We start from the raw sequence: 23995 nt of genomic DNA, 5'->3' as shown, positions 1-23995 counted from the left end.
CTCATCGCCGAGACGCAGGCGCACTCTCTTCGGCAGAAGCGGATAGTGGCACACCAGCGTCGTTCCCCTCGAAGGACGCCAAGAACTGACCCGAACGCCTGCCCTGCGCCGTATCACATTCGGTCATGGGTGGTTGAATGTTCTCGTGGCTGATGACTCTCATCTGCGGCCGTGACCTCCTTCTCGATCGCCTCGACGACGAGATCCGCGCGGGTCCGCCGGCCAAGCCATCGGGCGAGGTTCGACTTCTGGACAGCCCAACCATGGACCACCTGACCGTGGCTTGTCTGCACGCCTATGCCGTAATAGCCGGCGTCCACTCGCGCGATCGTATTGAGATCGATCCGGTACGTCTTGAACTTGTTCCGGATCACCAGCTCGGAATTGGTCAACGTGATCGATGGGCGCAATGCGTTCACGTAGGCATAAGCCGCGAAGCCCACGATAATAGCCACAGAGACGATCTTCGTGGCAAGATCGAGCCCGCTGACGATGATGGCCGAGGCGACGATGCCGGCCAGAACCAGAACGACGATGCCGAAAGCCCGCCCCACTAACGACACCCGCCACGTCTGCTGCATTGCGGCAGGATAAGGCCACTTGATCGGCTGATCCAGACTTGGCCCGGTGCACCCGTCTGAGGCTTCACCGCCGCCCACCGGATCGGGTCGCGGCCTGGCTGGACGCCGCCGGCTTCACCGTCGAGGCCGAGATGGTGCACCGCCCAGCCCCGAACGTCGAGGGCGGGTTCGTCTTCACCTACCGGTGAGGTAGGCAAAGGTAGCCGTAATCGCGGTCTCAGACGGGCCCGCCGGCTCGTTTGCCTACGCTCGCGCGGCTTGTCCTATCCGGGCCTCGATGTCAGATGCTCAAGCTGGCCGATATGTTCCAGTGCTCGCTTCTCGGCAGATCAGGATGCCGAGCGGTAGCGGCCGCCGTCACGCTCCGCCACGCGCGGATCGCGGCATAGAAAGACGTTCTGCGTGTCGATGCAGGACGTAGGAACGTCCCCCTGATGCGCTTGTCGGGCTTGGTGTCCCATCGCAGGAGGAGGACGTTCATGGGTAACGGTAGCGGTGTGTCCCGGGGTGATCGCAACCGCAACGCCCGGCTTGCTCGGCTGCGGGCGTTGGTGCCGGTGACCAACGCGATCGTGGGGATCGATTTGGCCGACGCGAAGCAGATGGTCGTAGTCACCGATCACGACTCGAAGGTGTTGGCCCGTAAGACATTCCGCTGCCGGGCCTGGAATCTCGGGGCAGCGCTGGACTGGGCCGCCGAGCGGGCCACGGCGAAAGGCTGGGCGGGGGTGACGGTGGCGTGCGAGCCGACCGGGCACCGGTGGCGGGTCCTCGGCCAGCTCGCTGCGGACCGGGCGATGCCGTTCGTGTGTGTGCAGCCGATGCTGACCTCGTGGGCGCGGCGCAGCGAGGACCTGACCTCGGACAAAACCGATGAGAAGGACGCGGTGCTCATCGCCCGGCTGACCGCGCAGCTGCGCTGCTACGTACCCGAGCCGGTCGATGAGACCTGGGGCCGGCTGCGGCATCTGGGCGCCCGCCGCGAACAGCTCATCATCGAGATGGTCAGCCAGGTCCAGCAGATCCGCGCGCTGCTCGAGTGTGTGTGGCCCGCCGCGCTCGACACCGCCAAGCAGCCGTTGCGGTCCCGCACCTGGGCGGCGGCGATGACGGTGATCTGCCAGCGTGACGGCGGTGACCTCGCCCGCACCCGACGCCTCGGTGCGGCCCGATTCGAGCAGGCCGTGCGCCGTGAGATCACCCGCCGCGGTGGGTGCAAACCCTCGCTGCGCATCCTGCGGCACCTGTTCACCGCGTTGACCGACCCCACCGGGGTGACCGCCCACCGGCCCGGTGCGCTGGAGCGGGTCGCGTTCCTGCTGCAGGACTGGCACACCGCCGCCGACAAACTCACCGACACCGACACCCGGATGACCCGCGTCCTCGACGAGCTCAAGCTGACCGAACTGGCCACCTCCATCCCCGGCCTATCCGCGGTCGGCGCGGCGGCGATCCTCGCCGAGACCGGTGACCCGAACCGGTTCGCCACCGCCCGCGCCCTGGTCAAGCACGCCGGCCTCGCACCGCGGGAGAAACTGTCCGGGACGTTCGTCGGCCGCACCAAACTCACCGGCCAGGGCCGACCCGCGCTGCGTCTGGCCGCCTGGCGGGCGGTCTGGGGCGCCCAGCGCAGCAATGCCGTCTATGCCGCCCGCTACCAGCATCTGACCACCCGGGAGACCAACAAACTCACGGCGACCCAAGCCCAGACCGTCATCGCCGCGGCGATCCTGCGCCAGTTGCACGCCGTCATCACCACCGGACGAGCGTGGAACGCCGACATCGCCACCTACGGCAGCCACCACCGCAGGCAGGTGGCTCTAGCCGCCTGATTCCTCGTCGCGGCGTTCAAGCTGACGGCCGGGGCGAGCCCTACGCGGCATTGAGACACGCACTGTGATCTCGCCGGTCATCATGGGCAGCCCCGGCCCGTCGTCTCATCAACCCGATTACACGTTGCCGGGGACCAACCCCATCACCGCTATGCAGGGACAGACGACGGCCGAGGCACCGACCAAAAGCTTGACACAAAACGACTTACGCTGATGAGCGGACAGCGCGTCATCGTCAAGATGGTCGCCGGCGTACCGGCCGACCGTCTTCGTTCAGGTTTCCGCATCGATATCGTCCTGCGGCACGGCGCATCGTTGCCGAGGGGTGCGATACCTCGGGGGCTGGGGGTCAGCCCGCGCTGAGGTTGGTGCGGCGGACGATTAACCAGACGGCGGCGAGGGCCACCGCGGTCAGGCCCAGGTAGCCGGTCGCGACGATCAGATGGAAGTCGGGGATCCGGCTGCCCGGCTGGTACTGCAGGTGCTGCAGGAGATGGTTGTTGGAGTAGCAGGAGAGCATCGTGCCGGCACCGTTGTCGGGCGGGCAGAGGCGTTGCAGCTCGACGCCGCTGAACTGGCGTCCAGAGGCGTCGAACGCGCCGGACGGACCGTCGCTACCGTAGTCGATCATGCCGCCCTTGACGACCAGGGCGTTGTCGCGCAACAGACCGCCGTCCGGCCCGCCCACTTGCAGGTGCGCGGATAACGGCTTCATGAGGGTGGGGTAGCGCCACTGGACGAGGTAGGTCAGGCCGATGAAGCCCGCGATCACGCCGAACACGGCGGGGAGCGTGCGTTTGATCGCGGCGCCGAGTGCAACGCCGACCGCGAACCAGCAGATGCTGATCGCGACCGGCAGCATCCCGGTGTTCAGGAACGGCACGTAGTTGAAGAGGTTTCCCGGAGCGACCTGGGTTTCCAGGTGCGCAAGGTGATCGCTGACGCCGGCGACGGCCGCGGTCACAGCCGTCACGAACAGGCCAAGCAAGCCGAGCTTGGTCCACAGCCAGCGCGTCGGGGAGACGTCCTGGCTCCAGGCCAGCAGCAGGGTTCGCTGCTCGTGCTCCCTGGTCAGCACCGGGACGCCGATGAACACGCCGATCAGCAGCGGCATGTACTGCACCAGCCGCGACAGGGCACCCAGGGTCAAGACCAGGCTCGAGGACCCGGCGAGCCGCTCGCCTTGCGGGGAGTTCTCCGGGCAGAACGTGTCGTGGCACTGGTGCCACAGGTCAGTCAGTTCCATGGATAGGTAGGTCATCCAGCCCACCAGGACCGCAGCCAGGATGAGCGTGCCGATCAGGGTCCAGCGGTGCTGGCGCCAGGTCAGCCACAGCAGACCGCGGACGCCCCCGGCGGACGCGAGATCGTCCTGGCGGTTCGTGGGGGCGGGCGCTTGGGTGACCGGGCTCATGCTGCTGTCTCCAGATCGTGGTGTGCCTTGGACGATGCCTTGAGGTAGGTCAGGATCAGCTCGTCCAGGGTGATGGGCTGGGCGGTCCAGCCGGGGGCGACGACGGCGTGCGCCGTCGGTGGCGCTGGCTGCCGGAGGACGAACGTGGACTGGCGGTCAGTGTGCTGCGCCTGGACGATCGCGCCCGGGCCAGGTGGCTGGTCCGCGCGGGGTCCGGTCAGCCGCACGTGGCTGTCGAGCAGATCCTCGACGTCGCCGGTGAGCACGGGCCGGCCCGCGTCGAGCAGCAGCAGATGGTCACCGACGCCACTGAGCTCGGCGATGATGTGGGTCGACAGCATGACGGTCATGTCGCTGTCGGCGGCCTCCGCCATGAGTTCGCCGGTCACCTCGGTGCGGGCCACCGGGTCCAGGTTCGCGAGGGGCTCGTCCAACAGCAGCACCGCTGGGCGGGAGCCCAGGGCGACCGCCAGCGCGACCTGCGCCCGCTGCCCGCCCGACAGCTTGCCGCAGCGGCGGTCCAGGGGGATGTCGAAGCGCTGAAGCCACGACAGCGCCCGCCGCTGGTCCCACACGCGGTTCATCGACCTTCCGAAGCGGAGCATGTCCGACACACTGAAGTCCCGGTACAGCGGCTTGTCCTGGGCCAGGATCGCGACCCGGCTCCCGGCAGAGCCACCCCCGTTGGTGGACCTGCCCTTCACCATCGGTCGGCCGTGGACCAGCAGCGAGCCGCAGGTGGCCGCCAACGTACCGGCGATAATGCTCATCAGCGTCGACTTGCCCGCGCCGTTCGCGCCGACCAGCGCGATGATGCGGCTGGCGGGCAGTTGGAAGCTGCACTCCCGTAGCGCCCAAACGGTGCCGTAGCGCCTGCCCACGTCGCGGGCTTCCACGGCGATGGACGGCTCGCTCATGCGGCGCCTTCCTTCTTCTGGAACCCAGCGCCCGGTGCCGGTTCTGCCTGCGTCCGGTCGCCGCCAGCCTGGGCCCTGCGCGCCGAGTTCTCCGCGATCACCGAGGCGAGCAGCGCCTGGACGTCCTCGTCCTCCAGACCGAACTCGCGGGCCTGGCCGAGCCACCGGGCCAGGCTGCTGCGTAAGCGGGCCATGACATGGGGATCCGCGTGGCCGAGCGTTCCGCTGACGAAGGTGCCCGCCCCCTGCCGCGCCTCCACCAGGCCGGACAGCTCCAGTTCCCGGTAGGCCTTAAGCACCGTGGTCGGGTTGACCGTGCACGAGGTCACCACGCTGCGCACGGTGGGGAGTTGGTCCCCGGGTTGCAGCGTCCCGATCCGTAGCCCTTCGCGCACCTGCCGCACCAGTTGGGCGTAGGCGGGGACGCTGCTGGACCGGTCGACATGAAAGTTGATCACCTAGTGGTCCTCCTATCCGCTGCGGGCATCGCGGATTGTTCTGGTCAAGTAGAACAGCAGTCAACCGACATGGCAAGGACGTGCCCGGGCAGCTGGCGGCATCGAACGGCTCGCCCCATCGCCTGCCAGGCGCGGTCGCTGTATCGGGCGGCAGTCCGCAGCTTCAGACGCTCTGTCCCGCACCCTGAACGGTCGCGCTGCTGATTGCTGCAGGGAAGTCCGATATGCCAGCACGACCGGTCGCGGGCCGCGCAGTCATGAGGTCGGGCATGCACTCCGGCGGACGACGCAATATGAGTTCGGGCGTGGCACAAAGGTGCGGCCCTCGCCGCTCGACCGTACGACGCCCGCACATCGGCAGATCCGATTGTCGAGGTCACTAGTGCGGTGACCACAAACGATCACCGGGTTGGTCACGCAGCCCGGGACTGGGGACGACCCCACGTGTCGTTCACTCCGTACCCGGGCACGTTCCCGACGCTGCGCGACCAGCACATCCGGATGCCGGTTGTTCGCGTTGGGCCACCGCAGATACGCGTGCAACTCCGTCGCCCTCCCCACCGGCCGAACTATGATTCGGCCCCGGGCCCCCAAAATCCTTGGAGAAGACGCATGAGCGATGTGAGCATCGGCACCGGCAAAGTGGTCGTGAACAGGGCGATGTCGCTGGACGGGTTCATCGCCGGTCCTGGCCACGCGATGGACTGGATCTTCGAGTACCTGACTGCGGATACGTTCCCGGAGGTTATGGCGGCCACGGGTGCCATGCTCATCGGCCGGGGCACGTACGAGGTCGCCAAGCGTATGGCCGACCAGGACACCCCCTACGACGGGGGAGGACAGTTCGTCCTCACCCACGAGCCTCCGGACGAGCCGGACCCTACCGTCACGTTCCTCACCTGTGACATCGAGGAAGCCGTTGCCACGGCACGCAGCGCCGCGGGCGGCAAGAACCTGGAGATCCTCGGTGCTGACGTGGCCGCCCAGTGCCTGCAGCGCGGGCTCGTCGACGAGATCCTGGTGTATGTCCTACCGGTGCTGCTCGGCGACGGTGTCTGCTTCTCGCCCCCAAGCCTCGACAGGATCGACCTGGAACCTTTCAGCAACACCCAGTCGGGCGCCGTCACAATGCTCCGCTTCCGCGTGCGAAAGTAGGCGCAGCCCTCCAGCAGTTGACACCAGCACGTAGCGGACACCCTGACGTCTAGTGCTCTGACCAGAAACGTCGACGGTGTTGGTCAGGCCGCCGCCCGTGCGGGGTCTGACCCCATCGGTGTTGGCGTTCGGAGCGGATCCGGGCGCGTTCGCGTCGTTGGGCGGCCAGGACGTCGGGGTGGCGGGCGTTGGCGTTGCGCCACCGCAGGTGGGCGTGCAGTTTCCGGGCCAGCACCGGGTGGTTGGGGTGGTTCGACCCGGCGATGACGAACGTGCGCAGCGGCCCGAACTGCGCCTCGATCGGGTTCGCCCAGGACGCGTAGGTCGGCGTGAAGCACAGCTCGACCCGGTTCCTGGCCGCCCAGGCCCGGATCTTGACGCCCTTGTGCGCGGAGAGGTTGTCCAGGATGACGTAGATCGGCGCGCCGTCCGGGCGGGCCGCCCGGATGCTCTTGAGCGCGGTCAAGGTGTTCGCCGCGGACTTACGCTGCCGCACGACACCCCAGAGCTGGTCGTCGCCGAGGCTGTAGCAGCCGTGGAACTGCCGCACCCCATGGAGCTTGCGGTAGTTCGCCGGGAGCCGGTCGGGATGGCCGGCCGGTGCCCACGACGCGCCGCCGTGCGGGCGGATCGCCAGGGGGCCGAACTCGTCGAAGGCGAACACCCGGTCCGGGAACCGGCTGGTCACCTCCTCGATCCGGGCGAGTTTCGCGTCGCGGTCCGGGTCGGTGGACTCCTTCCAAGTCTTCGTCCGCTGGAACGTCAACCCGTGCTCGCGCAGCAGCAGGCGCAGCCGCTCGCGGGAGACCTGCACCCGCCGGGCACCGCGGTCGTGGACCAGGTGGTCAGCGAGTTTGCGCAGGCTCCACCGGGTGAACGGCAGCCCGAGCGCTTCCGGACGAGTGGTGGCCGTCGTGATGATGAACGCCTCGTCATCAGGACTGATCAGGCGGGGACGGCCACCCGCCCACTGAGGGTCCAGACTGGCCATCCCTCGGTCATTGAAGCGGTGGATGACTTGGCGGACCGAATCCTCATCAGCCTGGACCAGCCGAGCGATCGCCGGCACGGTGTTCCCGCCGGCCGAGGCGAGCACGACTATCGCCCGACGCAGCCGGATCGCCGAGCCTGTTCCTCTCCTGGTGATCCTCAGCAGCTGCTGACCCTCCTGGTCAGACAGCCGCCGCACACGCACGGGTTCTGCCACCCGCCCAGCCTGAGCCCAGCCACGCCACCCGACCGGCAGGTCGAGCGGCGTGTCATCCAACACCGTGAACGTTTCTGGTCAGAGCACTAGGTTCCGGAGGCCATGTAGGCGGCGAGGATGTAGTTGGGGTGCCGATCGAGGTTCTTGCGGGCGCGGTCGTGGCGCATGGTGGTGCGAGGATCGGCGTGACGGGCGGCGATTTGCACGTCGCGCAGGCTGACGCCGGCGTCGAGCATGGTGGTGACGAAGGTGTGTCGCAGCATGTGCGGGTGCATCCTCGGCATCCGGATTCCGGCAGTGGCGGCCAGGTGTCTGAGCCGGCGGGTTGCCGCGTGCCGGTCCATCCGCGCCCCGAGGGTGTTGCGCAGGATCGGGCCATCGAGGCGGTCGTCGACCGTGCGGTCGATGGCTCTGGCTACCGCGGGCGGGAGCGGGATGAGGACGACTTTGCCGCCCTTGCCGCGCACGCGTAGGACGCGGTGGCCGTGCTCCTCGCCGAGGTCACCGATGTTGGCGCCGGAGGCTTCGAAGATCCGCAGCCCGAGCAGGCCGAGCATGGCGATCAGCGCGAAGTCGTTCGGGTTGGCTGACAGTCGTGCGGTGGTGATCAGGGCTTCGAACTGGAGGTGGCCCAGCCCGAGGGTGGGTGATTCGGGTGGCACGACCGGTCTGCGGACGTAGTCGGCGGGTGAGTGCGGCAGGATGCCGTCGATGACGCAGACGCGGTAGAAGCCGACTACCACCGACAGGCGGCGGGAGACGGTCGAGGGCTGGTAGCGGCGTACGTCCTGGAGCCAACGTACGTACCGTTCGATGTCCGCGCGTGCGGCCGACAGCGGGTTCAGGTCCTGGCCCACGCACCAGGTCAGGAAAATCCGCAGGTCGGACTCGGTGTGTAGCCGCGAGGCACCCCGGTACCGACCAAGGTAGGCAGCCACTGCCGCACGCAGCACGACATGTTCAGGAGAGACGACACCGGCACTGGAAGCGGGAGAGGTAGTCATATCTCACGGTGCGTCACCAGTCACGGTCGGTGCTAGCGCACTCCGCGCGGCAGATGAGCGCATGCGGGACCGTACGTTTGCGCCTTTTCGGATGGCCGAGCCGGCCGGGCCACGGCAACGCTCGGGGCCGATACCACCAGAATGTTGGACGCGTGGCTCGCCACGACCACCCCGCAACCACGATTGGCGAGGAGCAGACCATCGACAACTCCGACACGATCACCCTCTGGCGGCCCACCGGGCAGGCCGAACTTGACCTCGTGGCGGCGTCGGGGTGGCGGGCTTGGCCACCACGCCTGCCGGACCAGCCGATCTTCTACCCCGTGCTCAACCGCTGGTACGCCACGAAGATCGCCCGCGAGTGGAACGTCCCCGCCGAGGGTGTCGGCTACGTAACCCGGCTCGACGTCCAGCGTTCGTACCTGGACCGTTACGAGGTTCACCAGGCCGGTGGCCGCGACGTGTTGGAGTACTGGATCCCCGCCGAGGAGCTTGCCGATCTCAACGCCCACCTCGTCGGCGCGATCATCGAGGAAGCCGAGTACCGCGGCCCAGTGAACGACCAGGAGTTCATCGACGCCGACAAGGCCCTGGGCCGACCTCTGCCTGCCGAGTGGCGAACCTACCTCCAAGGTGAGTCGTGGTTCCGGCGAGGCTGGGTGACCAGCGGAGCCTACGTTTGGCTCAATTCGCCACGCGAGATGCTCGAGCTGCATGACACATGGGACGAAGCCACTGGTGCGCACCCCAGCATCGCGATCATCGGCGGTGACGGCTCCCGTGAACAGCTCGTGCTCGACCTGCGCAGCGACCCTGCACCGGTGCTGCTGGTCGACATCACAAGCAATGGATGGGAAAGCGCGATCCGGCAAGCGGACGATGTCAGCCAGCTCATCGACCGCATCGAGGCGGGCACCTTCGAGTTCGACGTCGAGGATTAGCGGACATCGGCGGGCATGATCGACCGCGCACCTCGCGGCAGATCAGTGCACCGCGAGTCCAGGCGGGCAGCGGGCGGGAGTCGGCAGGATGGAGTGTCTCAGGGCTGGATCACCCAGAGGCAGTTGCTGCGCTGTCTCTGCGACGATAGGGACATGACGATTGAACCCGGCGACTTTGGGCTGACTATGGAGGAGCTCCGAGTGGTCGCTCGCTATGCGGTGGAAAGCGCTCAGGAGGTGCTGTCGATCTTCGAGGAAGATCGTCCTGACGATCGACGACCTCGTGCAGCCGTTGAAGCGGCGTGGACATTCGCTCAGGGTGCTCAGCGGACGAAGCTACAACGCATCACCGCATTGGATGCGCACAGGGCTGCGAGGGACGCGACCACTGAAGCCGCTCAGGCAGCTGCACGTGCCGCTGGCGATGCTGCCGCCGCCGCGTACCTCCACCCTCTCGCCAAAGCGACCCAGGTCGGACACATTCTGCGCGCCGCAGCACACGCAGCACGTGCGGCGGAACTGGCTGCGGGCGGGGACCAAGCCGTGGGAACACGGCTGATCGAGCAGGCTTGCCAACGTGCGAGGCCGGCACTCGTTGGCGTGCTCAGGCGCTACCCTCCCGCCCCAGCGAGCAAGAATCGCGTGGGTCAATTGATGAAGACGTTGGACACCTCACTGCGTTCGTTCTGAGTCGGCGCCGCCCTGGCATAGACCGTGAGTGGGACTGACGCACGCAGCAAGCGGAGCGGTCACTAACCACCATCCGGTCATCGGCAGAAGCGGATGCGTCACGTGTCGGCAATGCGAACGGCTCGCCGTCGTCGGGGTCGTCGGCGGCCGGCATGACGAGGGTGACCGGCCAGCCGACCTCGTCGATGATCTCGTCCTGGCGGCGCATGAACTCTTCGATGCCCATGATGGGCCAGCTCCTTCTGTCGGTGCGATCCGCTGCGGCGTCCCTTTCGCAAAGCGCGGCGGGCCGGAGGGTGCCGTGGGGCTACGTCACGTCCCGGTGGTGTCGTTTGGTCCTCGCTGCGGGCCGGAAGGCTGTGGCGGATCGACCTCGACGAAGCCGAAGAGCCGTTCAATGAGCTGCAGCGCCTGGGTGTGGTATCGGTCGGCAAAGCCGCGGCAGATCGCCGGCTTGGCGTCGGGGTGCTTGTAGTGGGGGAGCGTGGAGTGGCAGACGATAAATGACTCCCTGGCTCGGGCTTCGGCGACCAGGTCGCGAAGCCGACCCGGGGTGAGGTGCATCTTGTTGCCAGGGGCGAACACGCAGGTGTCGCACTGCCGCGACAGCAGGCGTGACTTGCCGAGGTCGGGGTCGCCGACGCTGAGGTTCGCGTTGGTGGTGCCGACGTGCTTGCCAGGGTCGGGCAACGGATCCATGGTGTCTCCTTCTGCAGGTGCCTATGCGGCCAAGGTCAGGCGGCTCGCGGCACCGACGTCGGCCGTTGCTGTGGTCGGGTAGGCCGGAACCAGCCGGCGAACCGTGCCGCTGCGGCGGCGGCAGGGACGATGACCCGCGCCCGGCCACGAGCGAGCAGCGTGGGCCGGGTCGCGGCGCGGCACGCTCGGTAGGCGTCGCCCGCCGGCGGACACGGGTACGTCTCCTTGTGGCAGCGCAGGTTGGCGCAGTGGCCGGGCCGGTCGGGGTCGGGAAGGTGCTGGGCGGCGACGTCGGTGGCGAGGAGCCACAGTAGGACGTCGGTGACGTGGGGCGGTACGGTGCGGCGGTGCGGCTGCGACATCAAAGGCTGCCCTTCCGGTGCGTGTGCGACTCGGGTGGCCGCCACCCTGGCCAGCGGTGCGGGGGCCGCTGTCGGGTCCGCCGGGGTGGCGGCCGCGACGAGTGACGCTCGACTTTCCGGATAGATCAAGTCGTCGCCGCGACATCGGGTAGACGACGCCCAGGCCCCGCCCGGCGGGGTCAGGTGTCTCGGCGGTTGACGAGGCAGTCGCCAGTGGCGGGGTCGTCGTGCCTGCAGTCCAGCAGCAGTTAGTCGTAATGGGCGCGCTGGCCGCCGCGGCGGCACCGCATCGGTGCCGGGACATCGAGGGCTTCGCGGTCGCGGCCGGTGCTGGTGGTGTGGTCGTGGGCGGGGAAGGTGCAGGTGCTGTAGGTGCCGGACGGTCTGCCGGGTGTGCGTAGCCGAGCGCTGCCCTCGTTCTGCACCTCGACGGTGTGGTTGATCTCGACCAGGATCAGGTCGGCGTAGCGGGCCAAGGCGACGGCGGCAGCGGTTGGTCTTGGCCGGTGGCGGCATCCTCCTGGTGGGTGCCGTCGTCCGAAGTGGGCAGCAGTGTCCATGGCCACTGGTAGGCGCCAATGGCGTAGCAGCCGTTGGCGTCGGGATTGATGCGGTCGCACTCGATGCGGCGGGTGAATCCGAACTCGCCGTGTTCCCACTCGACGACAACGGTGTCGCCGTCGAAGCGCAGCAGCGGGTGCTCGCCGGGCATGTCCCCGAGCCTCAGCCCGTCGAGGTGGGTGGCCATGAGTTGCACCGCGTAGCGGGGGAACCGGGCAAGTACCGCACCGTCGTCGACGCTGGTGTGCCCGTCGGCGACCAGCGCGCGGAACGCCTTGCCGCCGACGACGTCGCAGATGACGGCCATCGGCGTCCACGTGATCCCGGGCGGCAGAACATCACCTCGGCTGGCAGCCGCCTCGTAGCGAACCCGGCCGCCGGGGGAGGGGTCGACGGTGATGCTGATCCAGTGCAACCGGCGAAGGCTTGCCTTGCGGAGCAGCCGCCACAGGCTGTGCCGGCCGATCCGGCAGCGGGGCAGCGGGAGCACCACCCGGAATTCCGGCGCTGGCGGCGCCGTGGCGGGCCGCACCCAGGTCTCCGCCCGTGCCTTCGCAGCGGTGGGGTGCTGGCCGGCGGGACCGGGTGAACCCGTCAGCGAGAGGCCATCGGGGCCGCTGGTCAACAGGAGGGCGGGGCGGCGTCGCCGCCCGGCACTGCGGTGGGCTGCGGCCATGGTGGTTTCGGCGAGGGGCAGCACGTCCTCCGTGCGCCACCACATGCGATACAACATCACAAAGCTCCAGGGAGAAAGCAGCGGCGGCGTCCCGGAAAGGACCGGGACGCCGCGCGAACGGAAGGACGAGACCGCGCACGGCCGAGACCCTGATGGCGCCGCAGCTTGTGCAAGGCCCAGTCGAGTGCCGGCGCGTGCGCGGGAGGAGGCCGAGTGTCAGCCGTGGGCGGTGCCATCGCCGTCCTGGCGGAGTGGCTCGTCGGCGTCGAGGCCACCGCCGAGGGCTTCGTAGCCTTCCTGCCCGTCCCACTCGATGAGGGCGGGCAGATCGGCCAGCGCGGCTTCGATGGTGTTCTCCGCGTTGGTGAAGGCGTCCTCGCGGGTGGTGGCGGTGATGTCGATGAGCAGGGGCAGGGTGAGGCGGACCTGCCAGCGGCGGGGCAGAAGCGGCAGGTCGAGGACCTCCAGGAGGCTGTTCGCGGCGTCGGTGCTGACCTGCTCGGTGCAGACGGCGCCGGCGAGCGCTTCACGCAGCTGCCGGTGGAACCGGTCGATCGCGTCCGGGTGCCCGGCGATGTCCGGCGGGGTGTGGGTCTGGCGCAGGTGGGACAGGACCTGGGCGGTGGTGTAGGTGAGCCAGCCCAGTGGTGCCTGCTGGCCGGGGTGGAAGGCCTCCCAGCTGGTATGCAGGATTGTTTCGAGTGCCGGCTCGCGGGGTGGGACGTCCGCGCTGGTCATCTGCGGTGTGCTCCTCTTCTGGTTTCAGTGAACGGATGTGGAGGCGCCCCGCAGCCGGGATGAGGCGCGGGGCGCAGGAGTTGCCGGCGGTGCCGGTAGAGGGCCGGCTCGCCGGGGCGTGTCGGTGGGCTCTATGCAGCGGTGGTCACGGCGTGGCCGGGTATGCGCTGTCGGGTTGGTCAGCGGGAGGGGTGCTGTCGCCGGGACGGGTGATCAGACCGGTGCCCAGGTCGGTGAGGGCGTCGCACTCCTGCCGTAGGCGGGCGGTGGCCTTGTCTCGCTGGGCGAGGGCGCGGGTGAGGGCGTCGGCGACGCGGTCGAGGTGCTCTCGCATGGACAGGACCGTGTTGATGTCGCCGTCGGAGTGAACGTCGCAGAGCAGGTTCGCCGCGTTGGTCAGCGTGGCGATCTGCGCGTCGGCGGCAGCGATGGTCCAGGCTGCCGAGAACAGCGCGCATACGGCGTCGGGATGCTGCGCACAGGTGGCGTCCAGCTCGTCCGCGTCGAGGGCATAACCCTCCCTGCGGATGAGGTGTCGCAGGACATCGAGGTAGTCAGACACAGGTTTCCTTTCCGGATGGTGGCGTGACCGGTGATGGCGCTCGGGGTCAGGGCGCGGTGGGGAAGTCCTGGTCGGGCCAGCCGTCGAGCACGGACGGGGGGAGCCCTTCGCGTAGCGCCCGGTCGATGAGCTGGGCGAGGGAGTAGCTGGGGTTCGCCTGCAGGGCGCGGTCGACGGCGACGGAGGCCAACGCTCCGGCGCCGCTGCGCCAGGCGGCGAAGGCGAGCAGGCTGGCGGGTGGGGCGGCGAGGTCGGGTTGGGCGCGGCGGGTGATGTCGCTCCACAGCGCGACATGCCAGGGCTGCGAGTCGGTGGCCCGCCACGCGGTATCGCGGATCGCGGTGATCGGTAGGAGCACCGTGAGCCAGGCCAGCTCGTCGTCGGTGAGCACCTGGTCGTCGGCGTAACGGGCGAACGTTTCCCGCACGATGTCCTCGCCCGCGCGGATCAGCGCATCCCGACCACCCTCGGCAGAGAGGGTGCGGCGGCGTGCCCGTGCCTTGTAGGTGGCGCGAGTGACGGCGGTGCGGGCGGGACCGTCGATGGGGGCGATGCTGGCGACGAGCGCCCGCCGGTCGGGCAGGGTGCTGCAACCGGCGACGATGGCGTGCAGGGTGAGGTCGCTGCGGTCGGGGTCGAAGGGCACCCCGTCAATGGGGCAGCAGGTGAGGTCCTGGCAGAGGTAGGAGTAGTAGCGGCGGTCGGTGACCCGCAACGCGTCGAACACGTCGATACCGGCATCACGTAGCCGGGGCGTGACAGTGTCGACGACGGGCGTGACCAGATCGGTGGGGCCGTAGCCGATGACGATCGCGGTGGTCACGCCGGCGTGGCGGAGCATGCGCAGCTGTTGAGGCATCAGCTCGTCGGCCCAGCCGACCGGATCGGCGGGGTCGGGTAGGTCGGTGCGGCTGGCGACAGCGACGCGGGTGCCGGCGAGACCGACGAGGACCAGGCTGTCGGTGGGGTGGAAGCCGAGCAGGTAGGGCACGGCGGCGATCAGGTCAGCCGGTGAGGTAACCGGTAGGCGGTGCTTGTCGCTCACGACGTCTCCAAAATGTGTGAGGGAGTCCGGGCACGGCGGTGCGGCCGTGCCCGGGGTGGCGCGGTCGCGCGGGTAGCCGGGCAAGCGGCTGCAGGCGGTGCGGGGAAAGGACCGATCGGAGTCGGTCGACGAGGCAGGCGGGGGCATCCGCGGCGTCTGGCTTCGGCCGGATGCGTCCAGGGCCGGTCAGCTGGCTGTTGTCAGGCCTGCTCGAGGGCGGTGACCGCGGCGTCGGCGATGTGGTCGATGGCCTGCACCGGGTCGGCGACCAGGACGGTGGTGGTGTCGGTGAAGGTGTGACCGTCCAGGTCGGCGGGGCGTAGCCACAACACGGCGCATCCGGCGCGGTGCAGGGCGCTGACGAGCCGCTGCGCCGCCGGGATGTCGTCGAGGTCGCCGTCGGAGACCACCGCGAGCATCCGCAGCCTGCCGGGTTGACGCAGGTGCAGGACCTCATCGGCGAGTTTGACGGCGTCGATGAACGTGCTGCTGCCGCCGAACGTGTTCATCTCCAGCACCTGGGTAGGGCGTTGCCGTGGGCCGATGAGCAGGGTGACGTCGCTGCCGAACGCGATGGTGGCGGTGACGGCGTCGTTGCTGCGGGCGGCGTGGGCGAGGATCCACCCGGCCGACGACATGGGTCCGGCGTAGGGGTGCATCGAGTACGACACGTCGACGATGACGCCCAGGTGCAGGGTCGGCTTCGGCGGCGGCAGCGTGGCCCGCTGCTGCCAGGGTGTGGCGGTGGGGATGGTCCCGGCGGCGCGCTGCGCCTGGGCGGTGATGGCGTGGCGGGTGCGGAGCCTGCCGGGTGGGATGAGGCTGGGCCGGGTGTCGGGTTCGGGTTGGTGGGTGCGGGCGCGGCGCAGCCGGGCGGCGAGGTGGCGGGCGGCGGCGCGTTCGGCGTCGGTGGGCTCGCGTCGGCTCCAGGTCGCGGGGGCGGAGAACCGGGCGTTCAGCTGCTGTGCCCGGTACTCGGCGGGGGTGAGCCCGGCGGCGTGGGCGAGGTAGTCGGTCAGGGCCTGGGCGAGCCGGCCGGCGAACACGCCCGGATCCGGTACCGGTGTCTGCGGCTGCAGGCGGGGGTCGATGCCGAGGATCCGGCACCACCGCCACGCCAGGTCGACCATGCTGTCGGCGTCGGAGTCGTCGGTGGCGTGCGCCTGCCGCCACACGTCTCGCAGCTGCAGGAGGCGCTTGCGGCCGAGGATCGCGGTAACAGCGGCGCGGACACCGCGGATGTCCTTGGCGGTGATGATGCGGGCGTCGACCCGGGCGAGGAGCAGCCCGGCGAGGTGTCCGGCGTGCCACGGGTCGTCGACGGGGGCGTCGCCGCCGCTGATCAGGGTGGTGACGGTGTGGCGAAGCCACCGCCGGTCACCGCGCCGGCGCGTGCGTTGCCGGTACTCGATGCGGGACTCCTCGAGGACCTCGGCGACGGCGGCGACGACCGGTGGGGTGCCGGGCGGGGTGCGCCACTGGCTGTGGGCGGCGTGCGCGGCCTCGTGGACGAGCAACCCGTAGGCGGTGGGCACGAGCCGCTTGTGGCCGGCCCGCTTCGGGTTGGCGGTATCGGGGGCGCCGATGTGGGTGGCGTCGACTTCGATGCGGCGCTGGTCGGGGTAGAAGCAGGCGGGGGCGCCGCCGCCCGCGCCGGGCGCGACCGTGACGGTCAGGTCGGTGCGGCCGGTCAGGACCGGGATGTGCCGGGTCCACGCGTCGCTCCAGTCCTGCCAGTCCGGATCACCGCCGGCCGCGGTGGTGTGGCCGGGCCGTTGATGGGCGGAGGGATGAGGCATGAGGGGTCTCCTGTCAGCGTTGCTTGCCGAGGGTCAGCGCGGTCACGTCCGCGCCGAAGTGCTGTTGCAGGGCGGCGGTGACCGCCGACCGGTCGTCTTCCGGGGCGCGGCCGGCGAGGTTGCCTATTGCCGCGGGCAGGCCGAGGGTTTTACGGACGCGGGCGAAGCCGAGCAGCTCGCGTAGCTGCGGCGCCCACGACACCCGCCCCGCCGCCAGGTCAGCGTTTAGCGCGATGGCCGCTTGCACGGCGGGGGCGGGGACGCCGAGGTGGCGGGCGAGGTCCCAGTCGGTCGTGACCTCGATGTGCACCTCAAACCGGGACGCGAGGGCCTCGGTGAGGATGGCGCCGTGGACGCCGGGGTTGTGGCCGGCGATGACGTAGAACCCGTCGACGGCCTCGACCCGTTCGTTGCGGTACCCGGGGATCGTGATCACCCGCCGACCGTCCATCGCCGGGTACAGCACAGCGAGAACCTTCGGCGGGATGAGGGTGGCGTCGTCAATGAGCAGCGCCCGCCCTTCCCGCATCGCAGTCACGAGCGGGCCGTAGACGAACTCGTACCCGCCGCCGGGGAGGGGGATGAAGTTGCCGAGGAAGTCCTCCACGACGGTGTCGCCCGTCCCGGCCACAGTGAGAAGGTCGGGGAACGCGGCCTCGACGAGGGCGGTCTTGCCGGTGCCGGGCGGGCCGTAGAGCAGCACGGGGATGCGCTTGTCTCGCAGCCGGCGCAGCACGTCCACGTCGGTGGCACCGGCGAGCCGGCGGGGAAAGTAGAGGTCGCCGTTCGGGCGTGGCACCGGCCGCCGCCGCCCCACCCCGCGGCCGCCGCCGGAGGATCGCGGGGCAGGCGGTGGCATGGCGCCGGCGGCGTCGATGCCGGCGTTCGTGATCTGAAAGCGGTGCGGGCCGGTCTGGTGAGTCGCGTATCCAGCGGCGGCCATCTTTTTGAGGGCTTCGAAGACCGCGCCGGTGGATCGGGCGGCGATCGCGGTGGTCACCTCGCCGACCTTCAGGACCTGGTCGGGATGGCTGGCGAGGTAGGCGGCGACCTGTCGGTAGAGATAGCCGGGCCGACGGTCACCGCCGGGTGGCGTGTCGTCGGCGGTGTCGGGTGCGGTGGCAGGTTCCATGCGGGGCCTCCTGTACGTACGGGTCGGGCCCGCGCACCCGTCTCCGGAGCGCGCGGGCGGTGCGGCGATGTCCGCGCGGCGGAGACGGCGGTTGGCGGGCCGATCCCGTGACAGGACGGCCGGCAACGCCGGTGAGGCGCTTGAAGGAGCAGCCCGAAGGGCTGCGGCTGGACGGATGCCGACGCCACCTGGCGGTGGGCGACGACAAGGAACGCACCCGACCCCGGTTCGATCAAGTCGAGCAGGGGATAGGTGCGGAATCGGGGGTTAGTGGCGGCGGAGGGTGACCTCGCTGGCGGGGCGGCGGGAGATCTGCACGGTCAGGCCGAACACGCTGCCGTCGGACAACTCGAGCCACACACCGCGGTCGAGGGTCAGGACCCCGCCGTCGCGGTAGGTGCGCGCCGAGGTGATGGTCACCGGCTGCCCGTCGCTGTGGGTCAGCTGGGGCAGGTCGGCGTCGTCGCAGAGCTGATCGAGCTCGTCGCTGGTGAGCAGGTGCCGCACCAGGGCTTGCAGGATGTCCTCGTGGGCGTACTCGTCGAACTCGTCGTCGCAGTCCTCGCGCATGATGTTGCTCCCCAAAGGGCGGTAGGTGGGTCAGGGTTGGGGCGGGTCAGGCAGCTGGCCTTGGTGGCTGCTCCACCGGGTCAGGGAGGTCACCGGCGATGCGGTCGCAGTCGTAGGGGTGCACGGCTATCCACGTCCACGACCGGCCCATCACCGTGTACCGGCCGTCCGCGCCGGCGGTGATGCGTTCGACCGCGTCCGGGTCGCCGTGCACCCGGGTCTCGTCGACGTCGACGACGTCGCCGTCGAAGCGCATCCGCGCCATCGACTCGTCGACCAGGCGGTCCTGCTGCACCCCGGTGACACCGTGGGCGGCGAGGTGCTTGCGGTAGCGGTCGCGGGCGGCCTGCTGGTCGGCGACGATCGCCTCCGCCACGCCCCGGGTGCAGGTGAACACCGCCCACCCGTTCCAGGTGTCGACCAGCGTCCCGGCGAACCCGACCGGAACCCGCATCTCGCCGTCGGCGTTCGGTGTCCACGCCCAGTCCCCGGCGAACACTCCCGGCCCGCCAAGCCGCACCCTGTCCGGGTGTAGGTGGCTCAGGTCGCGGTCGTCACCGCTGGGGTGCAGGACGATCCGACATTGCCGCGCCACCTCGTCGGTGACCGCGTCGTCGAACCCGCCGCACCACACCCACCGGGCCTCGTCCACCCGGTGGGCGGTCAGCTCCTGCCACGCCGGCGCGCCAGGCGGGGCGGCCTCCGCGTAGCGGGCCTTGTCATCGCCGAGGAAGTACGGGTCGGCGGTCGGCAGCCCGTCGAGCACCGCAGGGTCGCCGTCGTCGAGGGCGGCGAGGATCCGCCGTGCCGCCGGCCGGACATCGCCGACCGCCCGGCCGCCGAGAGCCTCCTGGGCCCACCACTGCGCGGCTGCTCGGCCGACGGTGGCGCCCGCGGCGCTCAGCGTGTCGAGGACCTGCTGCCAGCCGGTGTCCGGCGGGCCGGCCCGCCCGGCGCGGCGGACGCGGTCGCCCGCATCGAGGCACATGGACAGGTGGGAGCCGTTGTCCCAGTCGACGTCGAGGATCCGCGGATCCGGGTGGTAGCGGCGGACCGTGCCTTCGTCACCGGGCCGCAGGAGAGTGTGCGGATCGGTAGTGTGTACGAGCGCCACGCGCTCGCCCGGCTGGTAGGTCACCGCGTCGCCCCCTCGACCGGGGCAGGCAGCAACCACCACGACCAGCCCGCCACGTCGACGTCGAGCAGCAGGAGCCCGTCGGCGTCGCGGCGCAGCCGGTGAGGCCCGTTCGCCCGCCTGGCGGCCCACATCAGGTCGAACTCCATGCCCACGCCGCGAAGCCACGACGCCTGCCGCCCGGCCTCGCCCCGGTTGGGGGTGGTGGCGGCGGTGATCGCGTGGGCGGTGGCGTCGGTGAACCGGAGGACCGGCGCCCCGTGCGGGTGCGCCGCCAGGCAGACCTCGGCGTCGAGCCCGGCGCGGGCGCCCGGCAGCCACAGGTGGGCCGGGTTCCAGCGGTGGCCGTGGTCGGTGTAGCCGCCGCAGCCGAGCACTGTGCCGGCCGCTGCCGGGTCGAGCGGGTGCTGGCTGTGTCGCAGCCACCGGCTGTGGCAGGTCGCCTCGTGCACCAGCACCGTGTCGGTGGCGACGTCGACCAGGTACATCCACTCGAGGTAGCCCTGTGCTGCCTCGTCGATGCGGCCGCGGCGGGTCCCGTCTTGCAGGTCGGTGGCGTAGCCGACGCCGGGCACCGGCCGCCTGCCGTGCCGCTGGCTGGCGCGGGTGGCCGCGGGGTCGAGAGTGACCCAGTCATGGCGTAGCAGCGCCTCGGCGGTGGCGAGGGTGTGCCGGGTGAAGGAGTGCTGCCAGATGCGCCGCAGCAGCGGGATGATCTGCTCGGGGTCGCCGCCCCAGTGCAACCAGCGGGCGGCGTAGGCGCCACCGGAAGCGGTGACGCCGATCAGGGTGGAACAACTCACGACGGGAACCTCCATCAACGGTGCGGGAACCCCGGCCCAGCGGGCCGGGGGCGACAGGAAGCGGGTGGTCTGCCGTGTCCGGGCCCTTGGGGCGGGCCCAGTCAGGCGACGATGCGGCGGACGCCGGCGAGCCGGCCGCTCCAGGCCGCGAGGCGGCTGATCTTGACGACGTCGCCGGTGTGTGGGGCCTGGACGATCAGTCCTTGGCCGAGGTACATGCCGACATGGCCCGGCCTGCTCGGGCTGCCACGACTGCCGGGGATGAACAGCAGGTCCCCCGGCCGCAGGTCGCGGTAGTCGGTGACCGGTGTCCCCGTGTGGACCTGGTCGCTGGTGGTGCCGGGGATGCTGATGCCGGCGGCCCGGTAGGCCTGCTGCATCAGCGACGAGCAGTCGCACTGGTGCCGGGCGATGCCGGAGTGCGGGGCGGTGCAGTCCCCGCCGAAGGTGTACGGGCTGCCGAGCTGGGCCAGGGCCCAGCCGATCGCGGTAACCACCGGTAGCGGCGTCACCGGCGGCAGGGTGAACGCGGACGGCAGCGGGACCGCCTCGCCGCCGAACTGGCCGTCACCGCCGTCGGCCAGGCACAGCGGATTGCTCATCGCCTGCTCCAGATCACCCGCGACCGGGCCGGCCGGGGTGCCGCCGGTCAGGACGCGGACCAGGGCGATCGCGTCGTCCTCCCACGTGGCGTAGGCGCCGGGGAACGCGGAGCGTTGCACCGCCTGCGCGGCATCGGTGAGCGGCATGCCCTGCCACCCGTCGACGGCGAGCAGCGCCGCATAGAACTTGCCTGAGGCGTAGCGCGGATCCCGCAGCTGGGCAGGCGTGCCCCAACCTTGAGAGGGGCGCTGTTGGAACAGACCGACCGAGTCGCGGTCCCCGCCGGGCAGGTTCCGCAGGCTCGATTCCTGCATCGCGGTGGCCAGGGCGACGACCCAGCCCCGTGGCGGAACCCGCAGCTCCGCGCCGACAGCGACGATCGTTGCGGCGTTGCCCACCTGCTCGCTGCTCCACCCGCCCGCACCGGCAACGGAGGGTGGGGACACGGTGATGCTGGGCAGCAGCGGCTGGCCGTCGGGCCCGACCGCGCTGAAGCAGGCGGCCGAGGCGGTGCCACCGCCGGTGAACATCGCCCCGATCCCGCCCGCGCACAACACGAGCAGGGCGACCACACCCGCTGCAATGGCGCCGAGGGTGCGAGCGCTCACCGTGCCAACCCGACCGGCGAACGCAGGCAGCGCGGGGACTCCGATGCCCTGTCCGTGGTCTGCGCCCGGTCGTGAGCGCTGGCGTGCGAGGTGCAGGCGTCGAGGCGGTACCGGGCGATGGGGTCGCCGTCGTCGGTGTGCACGGTGACGGTCGCGGTCGCCGGGTCGATCACGTAGATCCACCCGGCGTCGAGGTGCACGGCCTGGCACAGCGGGAACACGCTGACCGGCTCCGCCGGGTCGACGACGCCGCCGCTGCTGGTGGCGAGAGTCATCCCAACGCCGGGCACCGGCTGCTGCCCGGCGAACGCGGAGGTGGTGACGGCAGTGATGCGGTGATCGAGGCATTCCCAGTCGTGGGCGAGCACCGCGGCGGCGAGCGCTGCGGCATCGCGGCGGGCGTGGTGGGCCCAAATGCGGGCGAGGGTGGGCACGACAGCGGCGGGATAGCCGTCGAAGAGCACGAACCGGGCGTGCACAACATGCGGGTTGGTGGGACCGGTGGTGCCGACGTAGCAGTGGGTGCTCACGAGTGGGCTCCTTCGACAGGGTGCTGGTCATGGCAGGGCGGATGAGTGCGGTCGAGTGGGCGGCGGGAAAGCGCCCCGGACTGGTCGCTGCCTTCCAGGGCGAGGAAGGCAGGGCGAAAGGCCACGCGACCGACGGGCCGCGTGGCCTTTCGAGGAGCGCTCCGATGGGCCGTGGAGTGGCTGTGGCGTGGCCGGGCCCCTGCGGCTGCTGCGCACCGGGAGGCAGCTCAGGTCAGCGCGTCAGACGCGCGCCCAGCCCCTGCATGCGGGTTGTGCCGCAGCCGGAGGACAGCCTTCGTCGGCGTTGACTGCCGATTGGCGGCCGCTCGGCCACGGCGATGGCCTCGCGGATGATCGTCATGACTGCTCGTGGTCTGTCGTAGGCGGCCAGGTGGCGGGCTTGGCGCGCCAACCGAAGATGGGGTCGCTCAACTCGACGGACCCGCAGCGGGTGCACTGGGCGTAGGTGTCGGTGCCGTAGCCGGCCATGGACGGCATCTCGTCCCGGGTGACCTCGTCAACAGCCCCGCACACGCGGCAGCGCTGCGACGCACCGTCCGGCTCCACAGGGATGAAGATCGGCTCGTCGTCGTGGGCGCTGCTCCCGGAATGCCCGCCGGTCACGAGGTGGCCTCGCCCGGGTGGACGTGGCCACGGCGGGCGGTGGCGGCGAGCAGGGCGGCCAGCCCCGGCAGGGTGGCGGGCATGTCGTCGGGGTGGGGGGTGTCGTCGACGGCCAGCAGCGGGTGCTCCTCGCCGCGCAGGTCGGTGAGTTGGTAGGCGCGGCTGTCGATGTCGATGGCGTCGACGCGGCGGGCGGGCCGCGGCTGGCCGTCGAGGGTGTGGATGTCGTCGTAGATGGCGGCCCAGGCCAGCAGCCGCGCGGCGGGTCTGGTGCCGCGGATCAGCCGAATGATGGTGTCGAGGGTGGCCTGGTAGGGCGTGGACGCCGCGTCGTCGGTGTGGTGCAGGGCGTGGGCGAGGCGGTGCAGCAGCGCGGGCAGCGCGGCGGGGTCGGTGAGCAGGTCGTCGGGGTGCAGCGGGAACTCGACGACACTCATCTCATGCAGCGTCGCGACGGTGGGTTCCGCTCGCAGGTGGTGGATGAGCAGCAGTGTCGGCGGGGTGCCCCAGCCGGTGATCTCGGCCTCGGCGTTGGCGGTGAGCAGGCATTGCGAAACGGTGTGGACAGCGGTGAAGGACAGCATCGTCGTCTCCTCGAACAGAGGGCGAAAGGGGAAGGACCCCGCAGCCGGCGGCTGCGGGGTCCTTGGTGGAGGCATTCGGGGCGGGATCAGCGGTGGTGGCGGTCCCGGCTGCGCCGGCCTGGCGGTGTGGTGAGCGGGTGGTGTCCGCAGACGCCGATGCCGGTGCGCTTGGCGTGGTACATGGCCTCGTCGGCTTCGGCGAGCAGCTGCCGGGGTGGCGTGTTGAGGTGGGTGTGGGTGTAGCCGACGGAGGCGCTGACGCTGATGTCGCCGGAGTCCAGGCCGATGGGGGCGGCGCCGATGGTGCGCCAGGCGGTATGGGCCACGGCGGCGGTGTCGTCGTGGTCGCCGCGCACGAGCAGCGCGAACTCGTCGCCGGAGAGGCGGGCGGCGATCTCGACCGGTGCCTGCAGGCCGGCGAGGATCCGCCCGACCTGGGCGAGCAGAACGTTGCCGGCGTCGTGGCCCAAGGTGTCGTTGACGGTCTTGAACCGGTCGAGGTCGAGCAGCACCAGCCCGCACGCCGCGTTCTCGGTGAGGGCGGCGCGCAGACGGGCGAGCAGGAGCCGCCGGTTGGGCAGGCCGGTGATGTCGTCGTGGGCGGCGTCGTAGCGGGCCGCTTCGAGGGCCTGCTGCTGGCGCCACAGCAGGGCGCCGGCGAGGGCGAGGCCGGCGAGGATCCCGCCGACGGTGGTGACGATCGCGTGCAGGATGGGAGACACTCGGATCGCTCCTTGTATGCGAAGGAGCACCGGGGGCGGGCGT

General features: G+C 70.4%; 28 protein-coding genes and 2 pseudogenes. 5 read left to right on the top strand and 25 right to left on the bottom strand.

Translation table 11 applies throughout. From position 1 onward, the window contains the following. Window positions 1-113: 113 nt before the first annotated feature. On the bottom strand, window positions 114-581 hold the full coding sequence (locus tag GA0070613_RS31205; protein ID WP_089015545.1) for a hypothetical protein: 468 nt from the start codon (window positions 579-581) through the stop codon (window positions 114-116). 38 nt (window positions 582-619) lie between these two features. On the opposite strand from GA0070613_RS31205, the gene GA0070613_RS31200 reads away from it, so the two are divergent. Both GA0070613_RS31200 and GA0070613_RS31195 read left to right on the top strand, forming a co-directional pair. Next, on the top strand, window positions 620-769 hold the full coding sequence (locus tag GA0070613_RS31200) for a hypothetical protein (RefSeq protein WP_197699022.1): 150 nt from the start codon (window positions 620-622) through the stop codon (window positions 767-769). Between the two features lie 291 nt (window positions 770-1060). Beyond that, window positions 1061-2413: an IS110 family RNA-guided transposase gene (locus tag GA0070613_RS31195; protein WP_157746457.1), complete on the top strand. Its 1353-nt coding sequence runs from the start codon at window positions 1061-1063 to the stop codon at window positions 2411-2413. Between the two features lie 349 nt (window positions 2414-2762). On the opposite strand, the gene GA0070613_RS31190 is transcribed toward GA0070613_RS31195, so the two are convergent. From GA0070613_RS31190 to GA0070613_RS34585, 4 genes and pseudogenes are all read right to left on the bottom strand, one after another. After that, on the bottom strand, window positions 2763-3827 hold the full coding sequence (locus tag GA0070613_RS31190; RefSeq protein WP_089015544.1) for an ABC transporter permease: 1065 nt from the start codon (window positions 3825-3827) through the stop codon (window positions 2763-2765). Next, on the bottom strand, window positions 3824-4744 hold the full coding sequence (locus GA0070613_RS31185) for an ABC transporter ATP-binding protein (protein ID WP_089015543.1): 921 nt from the start codon (window positions 4742-4744) through the stop codon (window positions 3824-3826). Before GA0070613_RS31185 ends, GA0070613_RS31190 begins: the two co-directional genes overlap by 4 nt. Further along, on the bottom strand, window positions 4741-5202 hold the full coding sequence (locus tag GA0070613_RS31180) for a GntR family transcriptional regulator (RefSeq protein ID WP_197699021.1): 462 nt from the start codon (window positions 5200-5202) through the stop codon (window positions 4741-4743). Before GA0070613_RS31180 ends, GA0070613_RS31185 begins: the two co-directional genes overlap by 4 nt. A 413-nt stretch (window positions 5203-5615) precedes the next feature. Next, window positions 5616-5754, bottom strand: a pseudogene (locus GA0070613_RS34585) (IS630 family transposase); the annotation flags it as partial. Between the two features lie 60 nt (window positions 5755-5814). Between GA0070613_RS34585 and GA0070613_RS31170 the strand changes: the two are divergent. Then, window positions 5815-6357 (top strand): dihydrofolate reductase family protein, encoded by a 543-nt coding sequence (locus tag GA0070613_RS31170; protein ID WP_089015541.1) that lies wholly within the window; start codon window positions 5815-5817, stop codon window positions 6355-6357. A gap of 49 nt (window positions 6358-6406) precedes the next feature. On the opposite strand, the gene GA0070613_RS31165 is transcribed toward GA0070613_RS31170, so the two are convergent. Together GA0070613_RS31165 and GA0070613_RS31160 are read right to left on the bottom strand one after the other, a co-directional pair. Next, entirely contained in the window at window positions 6407-7564 is a 1158-nt protein-coding gene (locus GA0070613_RS31165) for an IS630 family transposase (RefSeq protein ID WP_231929601.1), read from the bottom strand. 86 nt (window positions 7565-7650) lie between these two features. Further along, window positions 7651-8421, bottom strand: a complete 771-nt coding sequence (locus tag GA0070613_RS31160) for a tyrosine-type recombinase/integrase (protein ID WP_197699020.1) — start codon at window positions 8419-8421, stop codon at window positions 7651-7653. 347 nt (window positions 8422-8768) lie between these two features. Between GA0070613_RS31160 and GA0070613_RS31155 the strand changes: the two are divergent. Then, window positions 8769-9116, top strand: a pseudogene (locus GA0070613_RS31155) (ADP-ribosylation/crystallin J1); the annotation flags it as partial. Between the two features lie 546 nt (window positions 9117-9662). After that, window positions 9663-10199 (top strand): putative immunity protein, encoded by a 537-nt coding sequence (locus tag GA0070613_RS31150; RefSeq protein ID WP_089016308.1) that lies wholly within the window; start codon window positions 9663-9665, stop codon window positions 10197-10199. Window positions 10200-10511: 312 nt separating this feature from the next. Here GA0070613_RS31150 and GA0070613_RS31145 read toward each other — a convergent pair whose 3' ends face one another. The 18 genes from GA0070613_RS31145 to GA0070613_RS31065 all read right to left on the bottom strand — a co-directional run bounded on the left by GA0070613_RS31145 (window position 10512) and on the right by GA0070613_RS31065 (window position 23952). Then, window positions 10512-10898, bottom strand: coding sequence for a hypothetical protein (locus GA0070613_RS31145; RefSeq protein ID WP_089015538.1), 387 nt, complete (start codon window positions 10896-10898; stop codon window positions 10512-10514). Between the two features lie 35 nt (window positions 10899-10933). Then, on the bottom strand, window positions 10934-11260 hold the full coding sequence (locus GA0070613_RS31140; protein ID WP_089015537.1) for a hypothetical protein: 327 nt from the start codon (window positions 11258-11260) through the stop codon (window positions 10934-10936). 248 nt (window positions 11261-11508) lie between these two features. Then, window positions 11509-11736, bottom strand: a complete 228-nt coding sequence (locus tag GA0070613_RS31135) for a hypothetical protein (protein WP_089015536.1) — start codon at window positions 11734-11736, stop codon at window positions 11509-11511. Further along, window positions 11715-12554 (bottom strand): hypothetical protein, encoded by an 840-nt coding sequence (locus tag GA0070613_RS31130; RefSeq protein ID WP_157746608.1) that lies wholly within the window; start codon window positions 12552-12554, stop codon window positions 11715-11717. The genes GA0070613_RS31135 and GA0070613_RS31130 overlap by 22 nt, the downstream gene beginning before the upstream one ends. Window positions 12555-12713: 159 nt before the next feature. After that, window positions 12714-13235 (bottom strand): hypothetical protein, encoded by a 522-nt coding sequence (locus GA0070613_RS31125; RefSeq protein ID WP_089015534.1) that lies wholly within the window; start codon window positions 13233-13235, stop codon window positions 12714-12716. Window positions 13236-13380: 145 nt separating this feature from the next. Beyond that, complete coding sequence (locus GA0070613_RS31120; RefSeq protein WP_089015533.1) at window positions 13381-13797, bottom strand: hypothetical protein; 417 nt, start codon at window positions 13795-13797, stop codon at window positions 13381-13383. A 46-nt stretch (window positions 13798-13843) separates the two neighbouring features. Next, window positions 13844-14842: a DUF4192 domain-containing protein gene (locus GA0070613_RS31115; RefSeq protein WP_231929600.1), complete on the bottom strand. Its 999-nt coding sequence runs from the start codon at window positions 14840-14842 to the stop codon at window positions 13844-13846. Between the two features lie 200 nt (window positions 14843-15042). Continuing rightward, window positions 15043-16641, bottom strand: coding sequence for a VWA domain-containing protein (locus GA0070613_RS31110; protein ID WP_089015531.1), 1599 nt, complete (start codon window positions 16639-16641; stop codon window positions 15043-15045). A gap of 13 nt (window positions 16642-16654) precedes the next feature. After that, window positions 16655-17773: an AAA family ATPase gene (locus GA0070613_RS31105; protein ID WP_089015530.1), complete on the bottom strand. Its 1119-nt coding sequence runs from the start codon at window positions 17771-17773 to the stop codon at window positions 16655-16657. A gap of 267 nt (window positions 17774-18040) precedes the next feature. Continuing rightward, window positions 18041-18343, bottom strand: coding sequence for a hypothetical protein (locus GA0070613_RS31100; RefSeq protein WP_089015529.1), 303 nt, complete (start codon window positions 18341-18343; stop codon window positions 18041-18043). Window positions 18344-18389: 46 nt separating this feature from the next. Further along, a complete protein-coding gene (locus tag GA0070613_RS31095; protein ID WP_089015528.1) occupies window positions 18390-19481 on the bottom strand; it encodes a DUF4314 domain-containing protein in 1092 nt (363 codons plus the stop codon). Next, window positions 19478-20281 carry a hypothetical protein gene (locus GA0070613_RS31090; protein WP_089015527.1) on the bottom strand — a complete coding sequence of 268 codons (804 nt, stop codon included), beginning with the start codon at window positions 20279-20281 and terminating at the stop codon, window positions 19478-19480. The genes GA0070613_RS31095 and GA0070613_RS31090 overlap by 4 nt, the downstream gene beginning before the upstream one ends. A 101-nt stretch (window positions 20282-20382) precedes the next feature. After that, window positions 20383-21492 (bottom strand): C40 family peptidase, encoded by a 1110-nt coding sequence (locus GA0070613_RS31085; protein ID WP_231929599.1) that lies wholly within the window; start codon window positions 21490-21492, stop codon window positions 20383-20385. After that, a complete protein-coding gene (locus tag GA0070613_RS31080; protein ID WP_089015526.1) occupies window positions 21489-22022 on the bottom strand; it encodes a hypothetical protein in 534 nt (177 codons plus the stop codon). Before GA0070613_RS31080 ends, GA0070613_RS31085 begins: the two co-directional genes overlap by 4 nt. A 232-nt stretch (window positions 22023-22254) precedes the next feature. Then, window positions 22255-22383, bottom strand: coding sequence for a hypothetical protein (locus GA0070613_RS34115; RefSeq protein ID WP_269459025.1), 129 nt, complete (start codon window positions 22381-22383; stop codon window positions 22255-22257). Beyond that, entirely contained in the window at window positions 22380-22646 is a 267-nt protein-coding gene (locus tag GA0070613_RS31075) for a hypothetical protein (protein ID WP_231929598.1), read from the bottom strand. The genes GA0070613_RS34115 and GA0070613_RS31075 overlap by 4 nt, the downstream gene beginning before the upstream one ends. Next, window positions 22643-23230 carry a hypothetical protein gene (locus tag GA0070613_RS31070; protein ID WP_089015525.1) on the bottom strand — a complete coding sequence of 196 codons (588 nt, stop codon included), beginning with the start codon at window positions 23228-23230 and terminating at the stop codon, window positions 22643-22645. Before GA0070613_RS31070 ends, GA0070613_RS31075 begins: the two co-directional genes overlap by 4 nt. Window positions 23231-23316: 86 nt before the next feature. Then, entirely contained in the window at window positions 23317-23952 is a 636-nt protein-coding gene (locus GA0070613_RS31065) for a GGDEF domain-containing protein (protein WP_089015524.1), read from the bottom strand. Window positions 23953-23995 lie beyond the last annotated feature (43 nt).

Source organism: Micromonospora inositola, assembly GCF_900090285.1.
In the GTDB taxonomy this organism is placed as follows: Bacteria; Actinomycetota; Actinomycetes; order Mycobacteriales; family Micromonosporaceae; genus Micromonospora; species Micromonospora inositola.
Note: the sequence above shows the minus strand (reverse complement) of the source record. Positions and strands in the feature narration are given on the sequence as shown.

What these genes read in the sequence shown, in the direction of transcription:
- GA0070613_RS31205 (WP_089015545.1), bottom strand. Translation starts at nt 581, where the DNA reads ATGCAGCAGACGTGGCGGGTGTCGTTAGTGGGGCGGGCTTTCGGCATC.
- GA0070613_RS31195 (WP_157746457.1), top strand. Translation starts at nt 1,061, where the DNA reads ATGGGTAACGGTAGCGGTGTGTCCCGGGGTGATCGCAACCGCAACGCC.
- GA0070613_RS31190 (WP_089015544.1), bottom strand. Translation starts at nt 3,827, where the DNA reads ATGAGCCCGGTCACCCAAGCGCCCGCCCCCACGAACCGCCAGGACGAT.
- GA0070613_RS31185 (WP_089015543.1), bottom strand. Translation starts at nt 4,744, where the DNA reads ATGAGCGAGCCGTCCATCGCCGTGGAAGCCCGCGACGTGGGCAGGCGC.
- GA0070613_RS31170 (WP_089015541.1), top strand. Translation starts at nt 5,815, where the DNA reads ATGAGCGATGTGAGCATCGGCACCGGCAAAGTGGTCGTGAACAGGGCG.
- GA0070613_RS31150 (WP_089016308.1), top strand. Translation starts at nt 9,663, where the DNA reads ATGACGATTGAACCCGGCGACTTTGGGCTGACTATGGAGGAGCTCCGA.
- GA0070613_RS31145 (WP_089015538.1), bottom strand. Translation starts at nt 10,898, where the DNA reads ATGGATCCGTTGCCCGACCCTGGCAAGCACGTCGGCACCACCAACGCG.
- GA0070613_RS31140 (WP_089015537.1), bottom strand. Translation starts at nt 11,260, where the DNA reads ATGTCGCAGCCGCACCGCCGCACCGTACCGCCCCACGTCACCGACGTC.
- GA0070613_RS31130 (WP_157746608.1), bottom strand. Translation starts at nt 12,554, where the DNA reads ATGTTGTATCGCATGTGGTGGCGCACGGAGGACGTGCTGCCCCTCGCC.
- GA0070613_RS31125 (WP_089015534.1), bottom strand. Translation starts at nt 13,235, where the DNA reads ATGACCAGCGCGGACGTCCCACCCCGCGAGCCGGCACTCGAAACAATC.
- GA0070613_RS31110 (WP_089015531.1), bottom strand. Translation starts at nt 16,641, where the DNA reads ATGCCTCATCCCTCCGCCCATCAACGGCCCGGCCACACCACCGCGGCC.
- GA0070613_RS31105 (WP_089015530.1), bottom strand. Translation starts at nt 17,773, where the DNA reads ATGGAACCTGCCACCGCACCCGACACCGCCGACGACACGCCACCCGGC.
- GA0070613_RS31100 (WP_089015529.1), bottom strand. Translation starts at nt 18,343, where the DNA reads ATGCGCGAGGACTGCGACGACGAGTTCGACGAGTACGCCCACGAGGAC.
- GA0070613_RS34115 (WP_269459025.1), bottom strand. Translation starts at nt 22,383, where the DNA reads ATGACGATCATCCGCGAGGCCATCGCCGTGGCCGAGCGGCCGCCAATC.
- GA0070613_RS31070 (WP_089015525.1), bottom strand. Translation starts at nt 23,230, where the DNA reads ATGCTGTCCTTCACCGCTGTCCACACCGTTTCGCAATGCCTGCTCACC.